This is a genomic window from Promicromonospora sukumoe 327MFSha3.1, assembly GCF_000385135.1.
GTDB classification, from domain to species: domain Bacteria; phylum Actinomycetota; class Actinomycetes; order Actinomycetales; family Cellulomonadaceae; genus Promicromonospora; species Promicromonospora sukumoe_B.
The window spans coordinates 679496-695671 of record NZ_ARQM01000010.1 but is presented as its reverse complement, the minus strand read 5'-3'; the positions used below and the strand labels follow the sequence as shown (position 1 = coordinate 695671).

Annotated in this window: 12 protein-coding genes, 1 other RNA gene and 1 pseudogene; 7 read left to right on the top strand and 7 right to left on the bottom strand. The window is 73.2% G+C overall.

Annotated features, from left to right (window positions below):
• The first annotated feature begins 142 nt into the window (after window positions 1-142).
• Both H291_RS0106835 and H291_RS32330 read left to right on the top strand, forming a co-directional pair.
• Complete coding sequence (locus H291_RS0106835) at window positions 143-1375, top strand: cytochrome P450 (RefSeq protein ID WP_020014234.1); 1233 nt, start codon at window positions 143-145, stop codon at window positions 1373-1375.
• Between the two features lie 518 nt (window positions 1376-1893).
• Window positions 1894-3903 carry a cytochrome P450 gene (locus H291_RS32330; RefSeq protein ID WP_020014233.1) on the top strand — a complete coding sequence of 670 codons (2010 nt, stop codon included), beginning with the start codon at window positions 1894-1896 and terminating at the stop codon, window positions 3901-3903.
• A gap of 67 nt (window positions 3904-3970) precedes the next feature.
• On the opposite strand, the gene rnpB is transcribed toward H291_RS32330, so the two are convergent.
• Both rnpB and H291_RS0106825 read right to left on the bottom strand, forming a co-directional pair.
• An RNA gene (rnpB, locus tag H291_RS32595) (RNase P RNA component class A) lies at window positions 3971-4370 on the bottom strand.
• 46 nt (window positions 4371-4416) lie between these two features.
• Window positions 4417-4800 (bottom strand): tautomerase family protein, encoded by a 384-nt coding sequence (locus H291_RS0106825; protein ID WP_020014232.1) that lies wholly within the window; start codon window positions 4798-4800, stop codon window positions 4417-4419.
• Between the two features lie 187 nt (window positions 4801-4987).
• On the opposite strand from H291_RS0106825, the gene H291_RS0106820 reads away from it, so the two are divergent.
• Window positions 4988-5827 (top strand): YaaA family protein, encoded by an 840-nt coding sequence (locus H291_RS0106820; protein ID WP_020014231.1) that lies wholly within the window; start codon window positions 4988-4990, stop codon window positions 5825-5827.
• A gap of 8 nt (window positions 5828-5835) precedes the next feature.
• Entirely contained in the window at window positions 5836-7491 is a 1656-nt protein-coding gene (locus tag H291_RS34110) for an MFS transporter (protein WP_332256668.1), read from the top strand.
• A gap of 45 nt (window positions 7492-7536) precedes the next feature.
• Here H291_RS34110 and H291_RS0106810 read toward each other — a convergent pair whose 3' ends face one another.
• The 3 genes from H291_RS0106810 to H291_RS0106800 form a co-directional block, all read right to left on the bottom strand.
• Window positions 7537-8253 carry a histidine phosphatase family protein gene (locus H291_RS0106810; RefSeq protein ID WP_020014229.1) on the bottom strand — a complete coding sequence of 239 codons (717 nt, stop codon included), beginning with the start codon at window positions 8251-8253 and terminating at the stop codon, window positions 7537-7539.
• A gap of 7 nt (window positions 8254-8260) precedes the next feature.
• Window positions 8261-9016 (bottom strand): zinc ribbon domain-containing protein, encoded by a 756-nt coding sequence (locus H291_RS0106805; protein ID WP_020014228.1) that lies wholly within the window; start codon window positions 9014-9016, stop codon window positions 8261-8263.
• A 165-nt stretch (window positions 9017-9181) separates the two neighbouring features.
• A complete protein-coding gene (locus H291_RS0106800; RefSeq protein WP_020014227.1) occupies window positions 9182-10093 on the bottom strand; it encodes a Nif3-like dinuclear metal center hexameric protein in 912 nt (303 codons plus the stop codon).
• A gap of 111 nt (window positions 10094-10204) precedes the next feature.
• Between H291_RS0106800 and H291_RS29000 the strand changes: the two are divergent.
• A pseudogene (locus H291_RS29000) lies at window positions 10205-10654 on the top strand (S-ribosylhomocysteine lyase); the annotation flags it as partial.
• Window positions 10655-10804: 150 nt separating this feature from the next.
• Complete coding sequence (gene mtnN, locus H291_RS0106790; protein ID WP_020014225.1) at window positions 10805-11536, top strand: 5'-methylthioadenosine/S-adenosylhomocysteine nucleosidase; 732 nt, start codon at window positions 10805-10807, stop codon at window positions 11534-11536.
• Between the two features lie 118 nt (window positions 11537-11654).
• Here the strand turns inward: mtnN and H291_RS0106785 are convergent, their stop codons facing one another.
• Window positions 11655-12560, bottom strand: coding sequence for a LysR family transcriptional regulator (locus H291_RS0106785; RefSeq protein ID WP_033326272.1), 906 nt, complete (start codon window positions 12558-12560; stop codon window positions 11655-11657).
• Window positions 12561-12734: 174 nt separating this feature from the next.
• Here H291_RS0106785 and H291_RS0106780 point away from each other — a divergent pair, with 174 nt between their 5' ends.
• Window positions 12735-14039 (top strand): aspartate aminotransferase family protein, encoded by a 1305-nt coding sequence (locus tag H291_RS0106780; RefSeq protein ID WP_020014223.1) that lies wholly within the window; start codon window positions 12735-12737, stop codon window positions 14037-14039.
• Window positions 14040-14053: 14 nt separating this feature from the next.
• Here H291_RS0106780 and H291_RS0106775 read toward each other — a convergent pair whose 3' ends face one another.
• On the bottom strand, window positions 14054-15979 hold the full coding sequence (locus H291_RS0106775) for a bifunctional 3'-5' exonuclease/DNA polymerase (protein WP_020014222.1): 1926 nt from the start codon (window positions 15977-15979) through the stop codon (window positions 14054-14056).
• Between the last annotated feature and the right edge of the window lie 197 nt (window positions 15980-16176).

Here is a 16176-nt window from a genome sequence, read left to right as displayed (position 1 = left end):
CCCGGACCTGGCCGCCGTGGGGAAGAACGCCGCGTGTTTCGTGTTCTCTGCCGCCCGTGATAGAAACGCCTGATCGGGCGTCTACGCAGGTCGCCCCCGATTTCGATGGATAATTGAGATGAATGTCGAGGGGTGGAGGGGCATGCCTGACCTCGAACCGCAGCGGAGCGGGGGCCGGGTCGCGCTGGTGGACCTGACCGGTGCAGAGGACATGACTGCGGCACTGCGCAAGCTGCAGGACCAGTGGGGGCCGGTGGCCCCCGTGGACCTGGAGCCAGGCGTACCGGGCTGGCTCGTGCTGGGGCACGCCGAGGTCATGGAGGTGATGCGCACCGAGAGCGTCTTCGCCCGGAACCCACGGCACTGGAGAGAGCAGCTACCACCGCAGTCGACCCTGCACGCCATCCTGTCCCCGACCGGACGGCGGAACCTGTACTTCTCGGACGGCGCGGAGCACCGGCGGCTGCGGCTCCCGGTGGACGAGGCGTTCGCCGACATGGACGAGGTCCGGACGGCAGCGCTCGTGCGCGTCGTGTGCGCCCGGCTCATCGACTCGTTCGCCGCCAAGGGCAGTGCGGACCTGATGGGCGAGTATGCGGCGGCGGTGTCGTTCCTGGCGGTGTCGGGCATGTTCGGCTTCGACGAGCGGCAGGGGGTCGACCTGTTGCACTGCGCGAGCGAGATCTTCGGGCACGGCGGCGATCCCGTGTCAGCCCTGGTCCGGATGGACCAGATCGTGATGGACCACGTCATCGCGACCCGGGCGGAGCCAGGCCCGAACCTGACCACCAGCTTCATCGAGCACCCGAATTTCGAGGACGACACCGAGATCGTGCACTCCATGGTGATCGCGATCTGCGCGGCCAACGAGATGCTCGTGACCTGGATCGCGGCCACACTTCGCCGCATGCTCACCGACCCCCGGTACACCGGCCGCGTCACCGGCGTGCGCCGCGGCCTGGACGACGCGATGGACGAGACGCTGTGGAGCGAGCCGCCCGTGGCGAACCTGCCCGCCCGGTACGCCGTGACCGACTGCACCCTCGGCACCGCCCAGATCCGCGCCGGTGACGCGATAGTGATGGGCGTGGCCGCCGCGAACAACGACCCGCGGGTACGCACCAGTGACGACCTCTTCGAGGCGGGCAACCGGTCGCACCTGTCCTTCGGCGTCGGGCCGCACGCGTGCCCCGCCAAGCGCCCAGGGCGGCTCGTGGTCAAGATCGCGGTGGAGAGCCTCATGGAGCGGCTCGACCTGAGGCTCACCGACCCGGTGGTGAAGTGGGCGCCATCGCCGTGGTCGCGCTACCCGTCCACGCTGCCGGTGACGTTCACTCCCGAGCGCCAGGCCGCCCGCACGCCTGCCCGCGTCTGACCTGCCCCTGGAGCGTCAGACGGCATCGACGTGCGCCTTGCCGTTAACGCAGGTCTTCGTGCGCCATGCCCGCGCAGGGTTCGCCGTCGGGGACCTGCATCTTGAGCATGAACTCGAGGTTCCGGCGTGCCTCGTCGAGGATGTCGGCGACTCGATCTACCGATGCTCGGGACGAGCACCAGCGGCTGGGGGACTCAGGCCGTGATGGCGAGGGTCTTCGGCACCGGGGTCGACCTGGCAGGCGGTTGCCGAGGCTGCCAGGTTGCGCCAACGGCGCACAAGACTACCCACACCGTCACATGGCCGCCTCATAGTCATTTTTTTACGCAATGGTCACACGGCGACCCTCAAGAGCCGAACGTTCTGCCCGGTATGCACGTTATGTTTAACGTTGTCCGTCGGCAGACGAGATGGTGTCTTGGCTGAATAAGGAGCCCCCAGTGCCTGACCACAGCGGTAGATCCCGGAAGACGACAGACGCCGTCGCAGCCAGTTCGGACCGCGATGCCCGCCGCCGCGTGACCAAGCTGATCCGGCACCTGAGCTCGCCCGAAGGGCGCGCCGACCCCCACGCCGTCTACGACGAGCTGCGGGCCATGGGCCCGGCGGTCCGCATGCCGTGGGGAGCCTGGATGGTCACCTCGCACGGCGCGAGCCACGAGGTGCTCAGCGGATCCGGCTGGCGCACCGTGGACGCCGCCTGGCGCACCGCGCGCCAGCCGACGTGGGTGCGGCACCCGGGCCTGAAGTTCCTGCACGACTCCGCGCTCGGCACCAACCCGCCCGGGCACGCCGGGCTGCGCCGCAGCCTTGGCTCGTTCGTCTCGCCGCAGTCGGTCGCTGACCTCACACCGCAGATCGTCCAGACCGTCCACGAGTACCTCGACCGGTTCGATGCGGTGCTGCGCGCCGACGGCGAGGCGGACTTCGGGGCCCTGGTCGGCGACCGGCTGCCCATGGCGGTGCTCTGCATCGTTCTCGGGCTGCCGCGCGAGGACATCCCGCTGCTGTGCGAGATGAGCCGCATGCTCTCGAACGTGCACGACCTCGCGCCGAGCAAGGCGCGGATGGCGCAAGCCGACCGCGCGGGCAAGCTGTGGAACGCGTACTGGGAACAGCTCGTAGCCCAGCCCAGACCCCGGCTCGCGGAGGACTCCCCGCTGGGAGAGTGGCTCGACACAGAGACCGACCCCGCGGTGCGCGCGGTGGCCGGCTCCCAGCTCAACGTCATGATCGAGGCGGGCCTCGAGACGACGACGTCCCTGCTGTCCGACGGCGTGGTGCAGCTCCTGCGCCGGCCCGACCAGGCCACGTGGATGCTCGAGCACCCGGAAGCCGTGCACGGCGCCGTCGAGGAACTGGTCCGTTTCGTATCGCCCGTACAGCTCATGACCCGGTACGCGGCACAGGACACGGAGCTGCCGGGCGGCATCCCGGTGTCAGCCGGGCAGATCGTGCACGCCGTGGTCGCCGCGGCCAACCACGACCCCGACGCCTACGACTCGCCGCACGACCTGAACCTCTCGCGCCCGCCCCGCCGCAACCTCGCCTTCGGCGTGGGCATGCACTACTGCCTGGGCGCGCCGCTGGCCCGTCTGGAAGCGACGACACTGTTCCCCGAGGTGCTGCAGCGGTTCGATCTCGAGTTCGCCGGGCCAGTGGGCTACGACGAGACCCTCGCCTTCCGCGGAACACGTTCGGTGCCGGTACGGCGGCGACCCCGTCCAGCCGCGACCGCGGGTGCTGGTGCGGCGGTGGCCGCTGGTGAGAGCGCGTCGGCCGCCGGACCCGTCGTGGTCAACCGCGAGGACGCCGTGCTGGTGGTGACCCTCACGCGGCCCGACGGCGACAACCGGCTCGACCGAGCGACGCTGACCGCCCTGGGCGACGTGCTCAAGACGCTGCCCGACGACGTCGCCGCCGTCGTGCTGCGCGCCGAAGGGCGCCACTTCTGCATAGGCGGCGACCTGGACGAGCTCGGCCGGCTCGCCACCAACGACCCCGACGGCTACCGGAACCTCGTCGAGCTCAGCGACGAGGTGCTGCGCGCCTGGCGCACCTGCCCGGCGGTGACAGTCGCGGCGCTGCACGGCAACGTCGCCGGAACAGGGCTCGGGCTGGCGGTCGCGAGCGACCTGCGCGTGGCCGCCGAGGACGCACGGTTCCGCGCGCCCGAGACGGTCGTCAGGATCCCGGTGGGTCCGAGCGAGGTGCTGGACCGCCTGGTCGCCGAGATCGGTTCCGGCTGGACCCGCGCGATGCTGCTGCTCGGCGATGCCATCAACGCCCAGGAGGCGCTGGAGGGCGGGCTCGTGCAATCCGTCGTCCCGACCGAGAACGTGTGGAACGAGGCCAAGCGCCTGGCCCGGCGCATCGCCCGGCGCGACCGGGAGGCTATCCGCGTCACCAAGCAGACGATGGCCCGGCTTCCGCACGACGGTCCCGATCCGGCGGAGGGCACCGACGTGTGGGAAGCACCACTAGCCCAGGCCCTGCGGCGCCGGATCAGCCTTGGCGGCGCGAGGTAGCGACTCCTCGTCGACGAAAGGCCGGCGGGGCCAGCGACAATGCTGGTGCAGGTCAGGGCTCTAAAAGCGGACGAGCCGGTCTGTACGCCGGGTTCTGTTCCCGCGCGGGGTTACCCCCGCGCGGGCGACGGTCATCCATCTAGGCCCTGCGTTGCCGCAGGGCTCGAGCGGTCTACCCGACGGTGTTTCTCCAGAAGAGAATCGGGCGAGCAGCCCTCGAACACCGTCTGTCTGACCTTGCTCCAGGTGGGGTTTACCTAGCCGCCGCCGTCACCGGTGGCGCTGGTGGTCTCTTACACCACCGTTTCACCCTTACCCCCGGTCCGAGGACCGAGGGCGGTCTGTTTTCTGTGGCACTGTCCCGCGGGTCACCCCGGGTGGCTGTTAACCACCACCTTGCCCTGTGGAGCCCGGACGTTCCTCGGCGGGCACCCGAGGGTGCCCGACGCGACCGCCCGACCGACTCGTCCGCAAGCAGAAGAGTACCGTCATCTCTCCGCACCGCCCGCCGGTTCAGACGTCCACGCGATAGCTCAGCGCCAGCTCGTCGCCCGACACCCCGCGAATCCCCCAGTTCTCGCGCGGGCTCTCCAGGATCACGACCTCCAGGTCGTCCGCGGGCAGCCCGAGGCGCGGTGCGACGTCGTCGTACAGCGCGGCGATCAGCGCCCGCTTCGCCTCGCGGCCGCGGCCGGTGAAGCAGACGATCTCGACGACCAGGTAGGCGTCCGAGCGCGGGGCGACCAGGTCGCCGTCGTCCAGCAGGAGGAAGCGGTGGAACCGCTTCTCCGCCGGGAGCTGCCAGGTGCGCACGAGCGCCTCGTGCAGCGCGTCGGAGACCTCCGTGCGCCGCCCGCCCCACACCGACCGGTTCCCGTACACCTTGATCTGCACCATGCACGTCACCCTAGAGGGATCTGGCTGCCCGCCGGACGGCGCAGGTGAACGTAGGCTTCGTCGGCGTCTGAGCCGCCAGAAGCCGACGAACCCTACGTTCACCGGCTGCTCGGTCCACGGTCATCGGCCGCCGTCAACGTGACCCGGCTCATGCGCGCGCACCGGGTCCGCGACCTAGGCTGAGCGGGTGCTCCTGCTCCTTCCGCCCTCCGAGGGCAAGACGCCCGCGCCCGACGGCGCCGCTCCCCTCGACCTGGCCGCGCTCGCCCACCCGGAGCTCACGGCCCGACGCCGGCAGGTGCTGACCGAGCTGGCGCAGGTCAGCGCACGGCCCGGTGCGACGGCGGCCCTCGGGGTCAGCGACGGGCTCGCCGAGGAGGTGGCGCGCAACACCGCGCTGCACGAGGCGCCGGCGGCGCCCGCCGCCCAGGTCTACACCGGCGTCCTGTACGCGGCGGCGGGCCTCGCCGGCCTGCCTGACGCCGCGGCGCGGCGCGCCCAGGAGAGCGTCCTCACCTTCTCTGGGCTGTGGGGCGTGGTCGCGCCCGGCGACCGCATCCCCGCCTACCGGCTCGGCATGGGCGTCGGCCTGCCCGACGCCGGCCGGCTCGCCACGTTCTGGAAGCCCGCCCTGACCGAGGTGCTGGACGCGCGGGCCGCGGGCGACGTCGTCGTCGACTGCCGGTCCGCGACGTACGTCGCGGCGTGGAAGCCGCGCACCGCTCCCGGACCGGGCGGGGAGCCGCCCGCCGAGTGGGTGGAGGTGCGCGTGCTGCGCGAGACGAACGGGAAGCGGACCGTGGTGTCGCACAACGCCAAGCACACCCGGGGGGTGCTCGCCGGGCACCTGCTGCGGCGCGAGTCCGAGGCCCGGACCAGCGAGGACGTGCTCAAGGCCGCCCAGGAGCTGGTCGGCTCGGTGGTGCTGACCGAGATCGGCTCGGGCAAGGACCAGACGCTGATCGAGGCGAACCTGCTGGACGGCAAGGCCCGCGGGCCGCGGACGCTGGAGCTCGTCCTGGCGTAGGACGGCGGCTGGGCAACCGTTCGAAGCGGTCCGTTCGAAGCGATCCGTTCGGGGGGCCGTGGTCGAAGCGCCCTGGTCAAGGCAGCGGGGTCGAAGGGCGCGCTCGGCCCTCCCCTTCGAGGCCTAAGTTTCTTCGCTCTCGGTCGGGTGAAAGCGAAGAAGAGTCGGCCCTCGAAAGGGATGAGCCGGGCCAGAACCCTGGCGCCGAAGCCAACCGACCGGTTGGATGTGCGGTCATGAGGATCAGCAGCCTGACGGGCGCCCGAATCGCAGTGGCCGCGGCGTTCTTCGCGCAGGGCTTCGTCTTCATCAGCCTCACCACCCGGCTGCCGCGATTCCTCGAGCAGTGGGGCATGGACGAGGTGGCTCTATCGCTCCTGCTGCTCATGATGGTGCTGCTCGCGGGGGTCGGATCCCTGGTCGCCGAGCGCGCGGCGCACCGCCTCGGCAGCGCGCCCATGCTCCGGCTCGGGCTCGCCCTCATGGTCGTCGCCGTCCCCACGATCACGCTCGCCCCCGCGATGGCGTTCTTCGTGGGCGGGGTCGCGCTCTACGGCATCGCCCTCGGACTGGTCGACGCGACCACGAACATGCAGGCCGTCGACCTCGAGCACCGGTACGGCCGCCCCATCCTGCCGTCGTCGCACGGCTACTGGACCACCGGCGGCATCACCGCCGCGATCATCGCCCTGGCCACCGGGCACCTCTCCCCCGAGGTCGGCGCGGCCGTGGCCGTGGTCCCGCTCGCGATCGCGTTCGCGCGGTTCCTCCCGCGAGTCGCGTCCGGGGCGGGCACGCCCGGGCTGGTCAGCCCATTGCCGGGCGCGACGACGGCGGGGGCCGGCTCTCCCGGCGTCGGCTCCCCGAGTGCTGGTTCTCCGGGCGCCGTCTCCCCCGGCACCAGCGCAGAGGCGACCCCGGTCCCGTGGCGGCCGATCTGGCTGGTCGGGGCCGGACTGGTCGTCTTCTACATGGTCGACACCACGGCGTCGGCCTGGGGCCCCGTGTACCTGGCGCGGTCCTTCGACGCCCCCGGCAACCTCGTCGCGCTGGCGACGTTCCCCTACCTCGTGACGTCGATCGTGGTGCGGCTCGCGGGCGGGCAGCTCGTGACCCGGTTCGGTGTGGTGCCGCTGCTCCGGATCGGCGCGGTCGTGGCCTGCGGCGCCCTCACGCTCGTCGCGCTCGCGCCGACCTGGCAGGTCGCGGTCGCCGGGTTCACGATCCTCGGCGCGGCGGTCGCGCTCGTGGCCCCGCTCAGCTTCTCGGCGGCGGGGCGCATCGCGTCGGCTCCGGCGGACGCAGGGACGGCCGGCCGGACGGCGGGGACGGCGGGAACGATTGCGGGAGCGGCGGGAACGGCGGGAACGACGGGGACTACGGCGGGAGCAACGGCCGGCGCTGCAGCCGGTTCAGCAGCCGATTCAGCAGCAACCTCGGCCGCGGGCAAGGCCGACGCCATCGAGCCCGACCGTGCCCGCACCGACGCCGTGATCGCGCGCTTCAACCAGTTCAACTACGTGGGCGCGCTGCTCGGCTCGGTGCTGACCGGCTTCGTCGGTGCCGAGAACCTGCGGCTCGGCTTCGCCCTGCCCGCCGTCCTGGTGCTGGCCCTGGTACCGCTCGCCCCGGCGTTCGCGCGGGGCGCGCTCGGCCGTCGGTAGCTCAGCCGTCGGTAGCCCAGCCGTCGGTAGCTCAGCGTCAGTGGTTCAGCCGTCGGTCGGGACGCCGACGGCGGTCACCTCCGTGCTGCCGTCCGCCCACAGGCGCAGCACCGACAGCGACGCCGGCGGGATGCGCAGCCGGGACCAGGTCGCGGCGGGCGCCCCCAGCGCCTGCCCGACGGCGGTCCGGATCTGCCCGGCGTGCCCCACCACGACGACGGTGCGGTCCACGCCGCCGGCCAGCAGCTCGGCCAGCCCGTCCCACACGCGGGCGCCGAGCTGCGCGTACGACTCGCCGCCCGGCGGCTCGAACGTCCCGGTCGAGCGCCACTGGGCCAGCGCACCGGGCCACTCCTGCTCGATCTCCGGGACGGTGCGCCCCTCCCACTGCCCGAACCGGAACTCGGCGAACCGGTCGTCCGTGCTGACGTGCAGCCCGAGGCGCCGTCCGACGGCGGCCGCCGTCTCCTGAGCGCGCACCGCGGGGGACGCGACGAGCGCCGTCGGGCGGGGCAGGTCCGGCCAGAGGCCGCCGCCGCGCATCCCACCCGACGACGCCGCCCCCGCCCTGGGCGCACGCCCGACGCGGAACACGGCGTCCGCGGCCTGAGCCGCCTGGATCCGGCCGCGGGGGCTCAACGGCGGGCCCGGGACGTCCGACCCGGAGCCGACGCCGGCCTCCGTCAGCGGGGTCACGCCGTGCCGGACGAGGACCACGGTGAGCGGGAGGGCGTCGGTGTCGAGGCCGGGTGCCTCGCTCATGCCCTGCTCATCCGGCGGCAGCGCCCGTCGGGGAGGCGACACGCACCAGGATGCGGCCGCACTCCTCGCAGCGCACCACGGCGTCGGGCGCGGCGCTGCGGATCTTGTCCAGGTCGACGGGCGGCAGGTCCATGCGGCAGCCGTCGCAACGGTTGCCGTTCAGCACCGCGGCACCCGTGCCGCCGAGCTGCGCGCGCAGCTTCTCGTAGAGGGCGACCAGGCCGGCGTCCAGGCCGTCCACCGCGGTGACCCGGCTGGCCGCGAGCGCCGCGGCCTGCGCGTCGAGATCGGCCCAGCCCTTGTCACGCTCCCCCTCGACCTTGGTCTTCTCCGCGACGAGCTCGTCGTTCGCGGCCTCGACCTTGGCCAGCGCGTCCTCGTGCGCGTCGAGGCGCTCCATGACGTCGAGCTCGACCTCCTCGAGCGCGGCCTGGCGGGCGGCGAGCGAGCGGAGCTCGTCGGTCAGCGCGACGGCGTCCTTGGCGCTCACGCTGCCCGTGTCGAGCCGCTGCTGGTCGCGCGCGGCGCGGTTGCGCACCTGCTCGACGTCGCCCTCGGCCTTGGTGAGCTCACGCTTCAGGTCTGCCACCCGGGTGCGCGACTCGACGAGCGAGGCGCGCAGGTCGGCGATGCGGCCGTCGAGCTCGGTCAGCTGCGTGAGCGCGGGCAGGCTCTTGCGCTGGTGCTCGAGCTGCTGCGCGCGGGTGTCGAGCGCCTGGACCTCCAGCAGCCTGCGCTGGTCTTCGGGTGGTGCAGTTGCCACGGGAGGTGTCCTCTCGGTCGTGATCTGGGGGTGGTCCAACGCTACCCCGCGACCGACGGCGCGGGCGCACCCGGCCCGAGGCCCGCTCGCACCGAGCACGCCCACGTGTCAGACGCACAGATCACTCTGGTGACCTGAGCGTCTGACACGGCGGGAAGGGCTCGGTCAGCGGGACGGGACCTGGCCCGTCCAGGGGTCGGTGACCAGCTCGCTGACGCGGGCCTCGACGGCGAGGCCGTCGGCCGCGAGCGCCGCGGCGAGGTCCTCGACGGCGTAGCGCAGCCAGGGCCACTCGCTGGCGTAGTGGGCGGTGTCGACGAGGAACGGGGTGCCGGCGGGTCCGGGGGTGCCGGCGGCGCGGGCCTCGAACTCGGCACGTTCGCGCAGCTCGGATGCGGGGTGGTGGCGCAGGTCGGAGGTGACGTAGACGTCGGCGTCGGCGGCGCGGACGGCGTCGAAGTACCCGTCGCCGGAGCCGCCGAGGACGGCGGCCGTGGTCACGACGGCGTCGGGGTCGCCGGAGAAGCGGATGCCCTGCGCGGTGGCGGGCAGCACGGCGGCGACGCGACGGGCGAAGCCCGCGAGCGTGGTGGGCTCGGCGAGGCGGCCGACGCGGCCGATGCCGCGAGCGGCGTCGTCGGTTCCCGGAGCGCCGGCGGCGCTCAGCTCCAGCGGCCGGCGGTCGGTGATGCCGACCAGGTCGGCGAGCGCGTCGGCGACGCCGCGCGGGGCGGCGTCGGCGTTGGTGTGCGCCACGTGCAGGGCGCAGCCGCCGGTCAGCAGCCGGTGCACCACGGAGCCCTTGAAGGTCGTGGCGGCCACGGAGCTCACGCCACGCAGGAACAGCGGGTGGTGGGTGACCAGCAGGTCGGCGCCCCAGCCCAGCGCCTGGTCGACGACGGCGGACACCGGGTCGACGGCGAACAGCACCTTGCGCACCGGGGCGGCGGGGTCACCGGCGACGAGCCCGACGGCGTCCCATCCCTCCGCGGTCGACGGCGGGTAGAGGCCGTCGAGGGCGGCGACCACCTGGGCCAGCGTGGGGGCGGTGGGGTCGGGGGCGTCGCTGCTGCTCACGCGTTGCAGCGTAGTACGGGGGCGGTACGGGAGTAGTACGGGGGTAGTACGGGGCCGAAGACGGCATAGGCTCGGACCGTGACCGAGTCAGCATCCTCCCCAGCGCCCCGCATGAACGTCGAGTCCTTCAACCTGGACCACCGCGCCGTGTCCGCGCCGTACGTGCGCCTGGCGGACCGCAAGCAGCTCCCGGGCGGCGACGTCATCGTCAAGTACGACGTGCGCTTCACCCAGCCCAACGTCGCGCACCTCGAGATGCCGACGGTGCACTCGCTGGAGCACCTGTTCGCGGAGCACTCCCGCAACCACTCGGACGCCGTCCTGGACTTCTCCCCCATGGGCTGCCAGACCGGCTTCTACCTGATGCTGCAGGGCGAGCCCGCCTACGACGACGTGCTCGCGCTGATCGACGCGACCCTGCGCGACATCATCGCGGCGACCGAGGTCCCCGCCGCCAACGAGGTGCAGTGCGGCTGGGGCGCGAACCACACCCTGAGCGGCGCGCAGGAGGCCGCCTCGGCGTTCCTCTCCGCCCGCGGCGTGTGGTCGGAGGTCTACGCCAAGGACGCGCCCGGCGACGCCTCGGCCCGGGACGCCGCCGCCCGCGACGCGGCCGCGCTCGAGGCCGCCGCACGGGACGCCGCGGCCGGGACCCACCGGCCGGGCTCGCCGCTGCCGCTCGGGTCGGTCGAGACCGAGGGGAAGTAGCCGGTGGCCGCCACTGTCTCCGGGACCGGCGAGCGCCCGGTCGCCGTCGTGCTCGTCGCGATGGACGACGAGGCCGCGCCGTTCCTCGCCCTGGCGTCCGAGGTGGGCGAGCCGGAGCGGGTCGGTCTCGCCGAGCAGCGCCGGATCGTGCTCGGCGGGCAGCCCGTCGTGCTGGTGCGCACCGGCATCGGGTTCGTCAACGCGACGTCCGCGGGCGCGGCCGCGATCCTGCGGTTCGGCGCGGACGTGCCGCTGATCAGCGCGGGCAGCGCCGGCGGACTCGCCAAGGACGTCGCCGTGGGCGACGTCGTCCTGGGCGCCCGCCTCCTGAACGCGGACGCCGACGCGCGCGCCTTCGGCTATGTGCTCGGCCAGGTGCCCGGCATGCCCGAGGCGTACGACGCCGCTCCCGCGCTCGCCGACGCCGTCCGCCGCGCCGCGGCCGGCATCGCCGACCTCGAGGTGCGCGAGGGCGCGATCGGGTCGGGCGAGAAGTTCGTGACGGCGGACCTCGCGGTCACGCTCCGCGCCGACTTCCCGGACATGCTCGCCGTCGACATGGAGTCCGCCGCACTGGCGCAGCTCTGCCACAACTTCGGCGCGCGGTTCGTGTCCGTGCGCGCGGTGTCGGACCTGTGCGCCCCGGACGGCACGGAGTTCCTCACCCACGTGGACGACGCCGCACAGCGTTCGGCGCGGCTGGTCACGGCCGTGGTCGGGCTGCTCGGGGGCTGAGGGCGGGGCGCGCTGGGTCGCGGCGTCGTCGGGCGACGTCGTCGTGGGGCGACGTCGGGCGGGCCCGCCGGGCGGGCCTACCGGGCGGGCGACGCCGTCCGGTAGGACGGCGGGCGCGCTACGCGGCTTCGGTCTCGCGGGCGCTCGCCCGTAGCTGCGCCACGGCACGGCCGATGAGCGCCGCCCGGCGCCGGTCCTGGCGGGCGTGCACCACGATGCGGCGCGCCACGGCGGGACCGACGACGGGCCGGATGACCAGGCCGTCGGGCAGGTCCGTGACGGCCAGTCGTGGCAGGACCGTCACCCCGACGCCCGCCGCCACCAGGCGGAGCGTGGCCCGGTGGTCGTCCAGGCGGGCGGCGTACCGGGGGACGAACCCGGCGGCGCTGCACGCGGCGAGCACGATCTGCCCGATCGGGCTGTCGTAGATGTCGTAGTCGATCCAGGGCTCGTCGGCGAGGTCGCGGAGACTGACCTCCGGGCCGGACGCGAGCGGGTGCGCGGTCGGGAGCACGGCCACGAAGCCCTCGACGGTCAGCTCGTGCCGCTGGTACCCGTCGAGGTGCACCTCGGCGCCGCCCGCGGGCTCGGTCCTGACGTCGAGGTCCGGCAGGCGGCGTCCGCGGCCGTCCACCGGCTCGTTCAGGCTGATCTCGACGGTGAGGTTGGGCTGGAGCTCGCGCACCGTCCGGACGACCGCGGGCATCCACTGCTCGGCCGCCGAGGCGAAGCACGCCACCGCGAGATGCTGCCCGTGACCTGCACGGAGGTCGGCGACCACGCGTTCGAGGCGGCCGAAGTCGGCCAGGAGCGACTGCGCCTGGTCGGCGAGGTGCCGCGCGTCGTCGGTGGCGACGATGCCGCGCCCCTGCTTCTCGAACAGGACCAGCCCGGTCTCACGCGCGAGCGCGGTCATGTGCTGGCTGATCGTCGCGGGCGAGTAGCTGAGGTTCCGCGCCGCCTGGTTGACCGACCCGGCCGCCAGGACCGCGCGCAGGATCTCGAGCCGCCGGGGGTTGAGCATGCGGTGACTGTAGGTCGGGAGGGCGGCCGGGCGCGGCCGCGACCGTACGTTGATCACGAACGGTGCGCCGGTTTTGTTTGCTTGTCCTGATGCTTCTGGGCGACAGAGGATGGCATCCGGCTCGGGCTCCCGGGAGATACGGCGAGAGGGATGGCTAGAGGGATGGCTGGAGAAATGGCGACGGACACGACGTTCTTGGACGAGGCGGACCGCCTCCTGATCCGCTACGGACCCAGCTTCAGCCCACGGCTGATCGACCGCGCGGCGGGCTCGTACGTGTACGACAGCGAGGGCACGCCGATCCTCGACTTCACGTCCGGGCAGATGAGCTCGATCCTCGGGCACGCGCACCCGGACATCGTCGCGACGGTGTCGTCATCGGTCGCTTCGTTGGACCACCTGTTCAGCGGCATGCTGAGCGCGCCGGTCCTCGGGCTGGCCGACCGGCTGACGGCGACGCTGCCCGCGGGCCTGGACAAGGCGCTGCTGCTGAGCACGGGCGCGGAGTCGAACGAGGCTGCGATCAAGCTGGCGAAGCTGTACACGGGCCGGTACGAGATCGTCTCGTTCGACCGCTCGTGGCACGGCATGACCCAGGGCGCGGCGTCCGCCACCTTCTCCGCGGGACGGCGCGGGTACGGCCCGCCGACGCCCGGCAACCTCGCCCTGCCGACGCCGAACGCCTACCGCTCCCCGTTCCGAGCGGCCGACGGGTCCTACGACTGGGCGGCCGAGCTCGACTACGGGTTCGCCCTGGTCGACCAGCAGTCCGCCGGCAGCCTCGCCGCGTGCGTCGTCGAGCCGATCCTGTCGTCCGGGGGGATCATCGACCTGCCGCCCGGTTACCTCCGGCGGCTGAAGGAGATGTGCGAGGAGCGCGGGATGCTGCTCGTCCTGGACGAGGCGCAGACGGGGCTCGGGCGCACGGGCACCATGTACGCGTTCGAGCGCGACGGCGTGGCCCCCGACATCCTGACGCTGTCGAAGACGCTCGGCGCCGGGCTGCCGGTGGCCGCCGTCGTGACCAGCGCCGAGATCGAGCAGGTCTGCCACGAGCGCGGGTTCCTCTTCTACACGACGCACGTGTCCGACCCGCTGGCGGCGGCCGTCGGGCTGACCGTGCTCGACGTGATCGAACGCGAGGGCCTGGTCGAGCGGGCGGCGCGGCTGGGCGAGCAGCTCACCGGGCGGCTGCTCAAGCTGCGCGACCGGTACGAGGTGGTCGGCGACGTCCGCGGGCGCGGCCTGCTGCAGGGCGTCGAGCTCGTCGAGGACAAGGCGAGCAGGACTCCCGCCGACGCCCTGGGCAACGCGGTGACGACGGCCTGCCTGGAGCGGGGGCTGCACATGAACATCGTTCAGCTGCCCGGGATGGGCGGGATCTTCCGGATCGCGCCGCCGCTGACGATCAGCGAGGACGACCTGCACGGGGGCGTGGACATCCTGGAGGCGTCGCTGAAGGCGGTACTGGGTGGGTAGTTCCCGGCCGAGCGTCAGCCCTTGGCGTCCGCGTAGCTCTCCGTCACGGCGACGCTGAGCGGGAAGTCGACCGGGAAGTCGCCGAACAGCAGCCGGCCGGCCTCTTCGGCGGCGGCCCGCACCTCCTGCGCGACGACGTCGGCGAGCGCCGCCGGTGCATGCACCACGATCTCGTCGTGCAGGAAGAACACGAGGTGCGGCCGGCGGTCGAACGGCGCAGGGGCGAGCCCGGGTCTGGCACCGTCCGACGTGTCCTCGCCCAGGGCCCAGAGCCGACGGCGGATGGAGGCGATCCAGCACAGTGCCCACTCCGCGGCGGTGCCCTGGACCACGAAGTTCCTGGTGAACCGGCCCCAGGAGCGGGTCTGGCTGCGGGCACGGGACTGGGCGTCGGCGCCAGCGTCCTCGTCGAACGCGGAGCCCTGGACCGCGGCCCACGACTCGCCCGGCCGGGGCGAGCTGCGACCGAGGCGGGTGGTGACCACCTCGCCGCGCTCCCCCGCGCGTGCCGCGCGCTCGACCAGGTCGATGGCCTGCGGGAACGCTCGCGCGAGCCGGGGCAGCACCTGTGCGCTGACGCCGGTGGTGCCCCCGTACATGGCGCCGAGCATGCCGACCTTCGCGTGCTCGCGGGAGTCGACGGCGCCGGTCGCGACGATCCCGGCGTACATGTCGGTGCTCGCCCCGTCCTTGGAGCGACCGGCGGCAGCCATGCGCTCGTCGCGTGCCAGGGCGGCCAGCACGCGGGGTTCGAGCTGGGCGGCGTCGGCGACGACGAAGGTCCAGCCCGGGTCGGAGACCACCGCACGCCGGACGTTGTGCGGCAGCTGGAGCGCGCCGCCGCCCGTGCTCGCCCAGCGGCCCGTGACCACGCCGCCCACGACGTACTCCATGCGGAAGCGGCCGTCGGGCGCCCAGGTGTCGAGCCAGTTCCAGCCGTTCGCCGTGTAGAGGCGGTAGAGGCTCTTGTACTCCAGGAGCGGCGCGATGACCGGGTGGTCGAGCTTCTCCAGCTCCCACTTGCGCAGGCTGCGCGCGCCGACGCCCGCGTACTCCATGGCCCGCAACAGGTCGGGATGGGAGTCGGGGTTGAGCGTCGGCGGGGCGTCCAGGGCGCTCCGGATCTGGTTGGCCAGCGCCTCGAGCTTGGCCGGACGCGCGCCCGGTCGTGGCCGTGGGCCGAGCGCCTCGGTGAGGATCTGGTCGTGGATGTCGCCGCGCCACGGCAGGCCGGCGTGGTGCATCTCGGCGGCGGCCAGCGCGCCCGCGGACTCGGCCGCGAGCAGGAGCCGGAGCCGGCCGGGGTCGGTGCTGTCCTTGATCGCGCGGAGCTGGGCGGTGAGCTCGGTCAGGGGGTCGAGGGGGTTGGCGGGGTCTGTGCCGACGCCAGGTGCGGCGATGCCGGCTGTGCCGAGGTTGGCCGGGCCGAGGTTGGCCGGGCCGAGGTTTCCCGGGCCGAGGTTTCCCGGGCGAAGGCCGGATGCACTGGGGCCGGATGCGGCGCCGTCGGCTGTGCTGGGGCCCCTACCGGGGCTGACCGTGCCGAGGTCGAAGAGCGGTTCGGAGCCGGGGTGGCGGTCGGGCCGGACCAGCGCGGCCGCCGTCGGCCCGCCCGGGGGCGGAACCGCGGCGAGGCGGTCCCAGGCCGTGGGCCCGGCCTCGGCGAGCGCCGTGCGCGCCGACAGCGCCGAGGTGCGCAGTACGGCGTGCGCGAGCCGCAGGTCGTGCGCGCGGTCGACCCGGACGCCCTCCGCGAGGAGGGCCGGGTACCAGCCGTTGGTGTCGTCCCAGGTCCAGCGGACGTGGGACGACTCGGCGGCCATCACCTCGCGGGTCAGTCCGGAGGCCTCGACGACGTGCGCCTCGCCCTCGGGCGTGCCGGTGTCGGACACCGACCGTAGGCCGATATCCGCGCCGTCCTGCGAGACCACCGTGTGCATGGGGACCAGTCTGCCGTGCGCCACTGACACTCGGAGGTCGGGGGCTCCTCACCATGGCGTCCGGTCCCAGGACTGTTGGGCCACACCGCGATGGGTTATCCACAGATCTCAAATCTCACGAGAAATGAGCACCTTTGTTCGATAGCCTCGTCGAGTCGCCGGCACCAGGCCGAGCGTCGGATCGAGGGGGTGACCGG

Excerpts from the sequence above, each read along its gene's own strand:
- H291_RS0106835 (WP_020014234.1), top strand. The coding sequence starts at position 143 with ATGCCTGACCTCGAACCGCAGCGGAGCGGGGGCCGGGTCGCGCTGGTG.
- H291_RS0106775 (WP_020014222.1), bottom strand. The coding sequence starts at position 15,979 with ATGCACACGGTGGTCTCGCAGGACGGCGCGGATATCGGCCTACGGTCG.
- H291_RS0106780 (WP_020014223.1), top strand. The coding sequence starts at position 12,735 with ATGGCGACGGACACGACGTTCTTGGACGAGGCGGACCGCCTCCTGATC.
- H291_RS0106810 (WP_020014229.1), bottom strand. The coding sequence starts at position 8,253 with ATGAGCGAGGCACCCGGCCTCGACACCGACGCCCTCCCGCTCACCGTG.
- H291_RS0106825 (WP_020014232.1), bottom strand. The coding sequence starts at position 4,800 with ATGGTGCAGATCAAGGTGTACGGGAACCGGTCGGTGTGGGGCGGGCGG.
- H291_RS0106785 (WP_033326272.1), bottom strand. The coding sequence starts at position 12,560 with ATGCTCAACCCCCGGCGGCTCGAGATCCTGCGCGCGGTCCTGGCGGCC.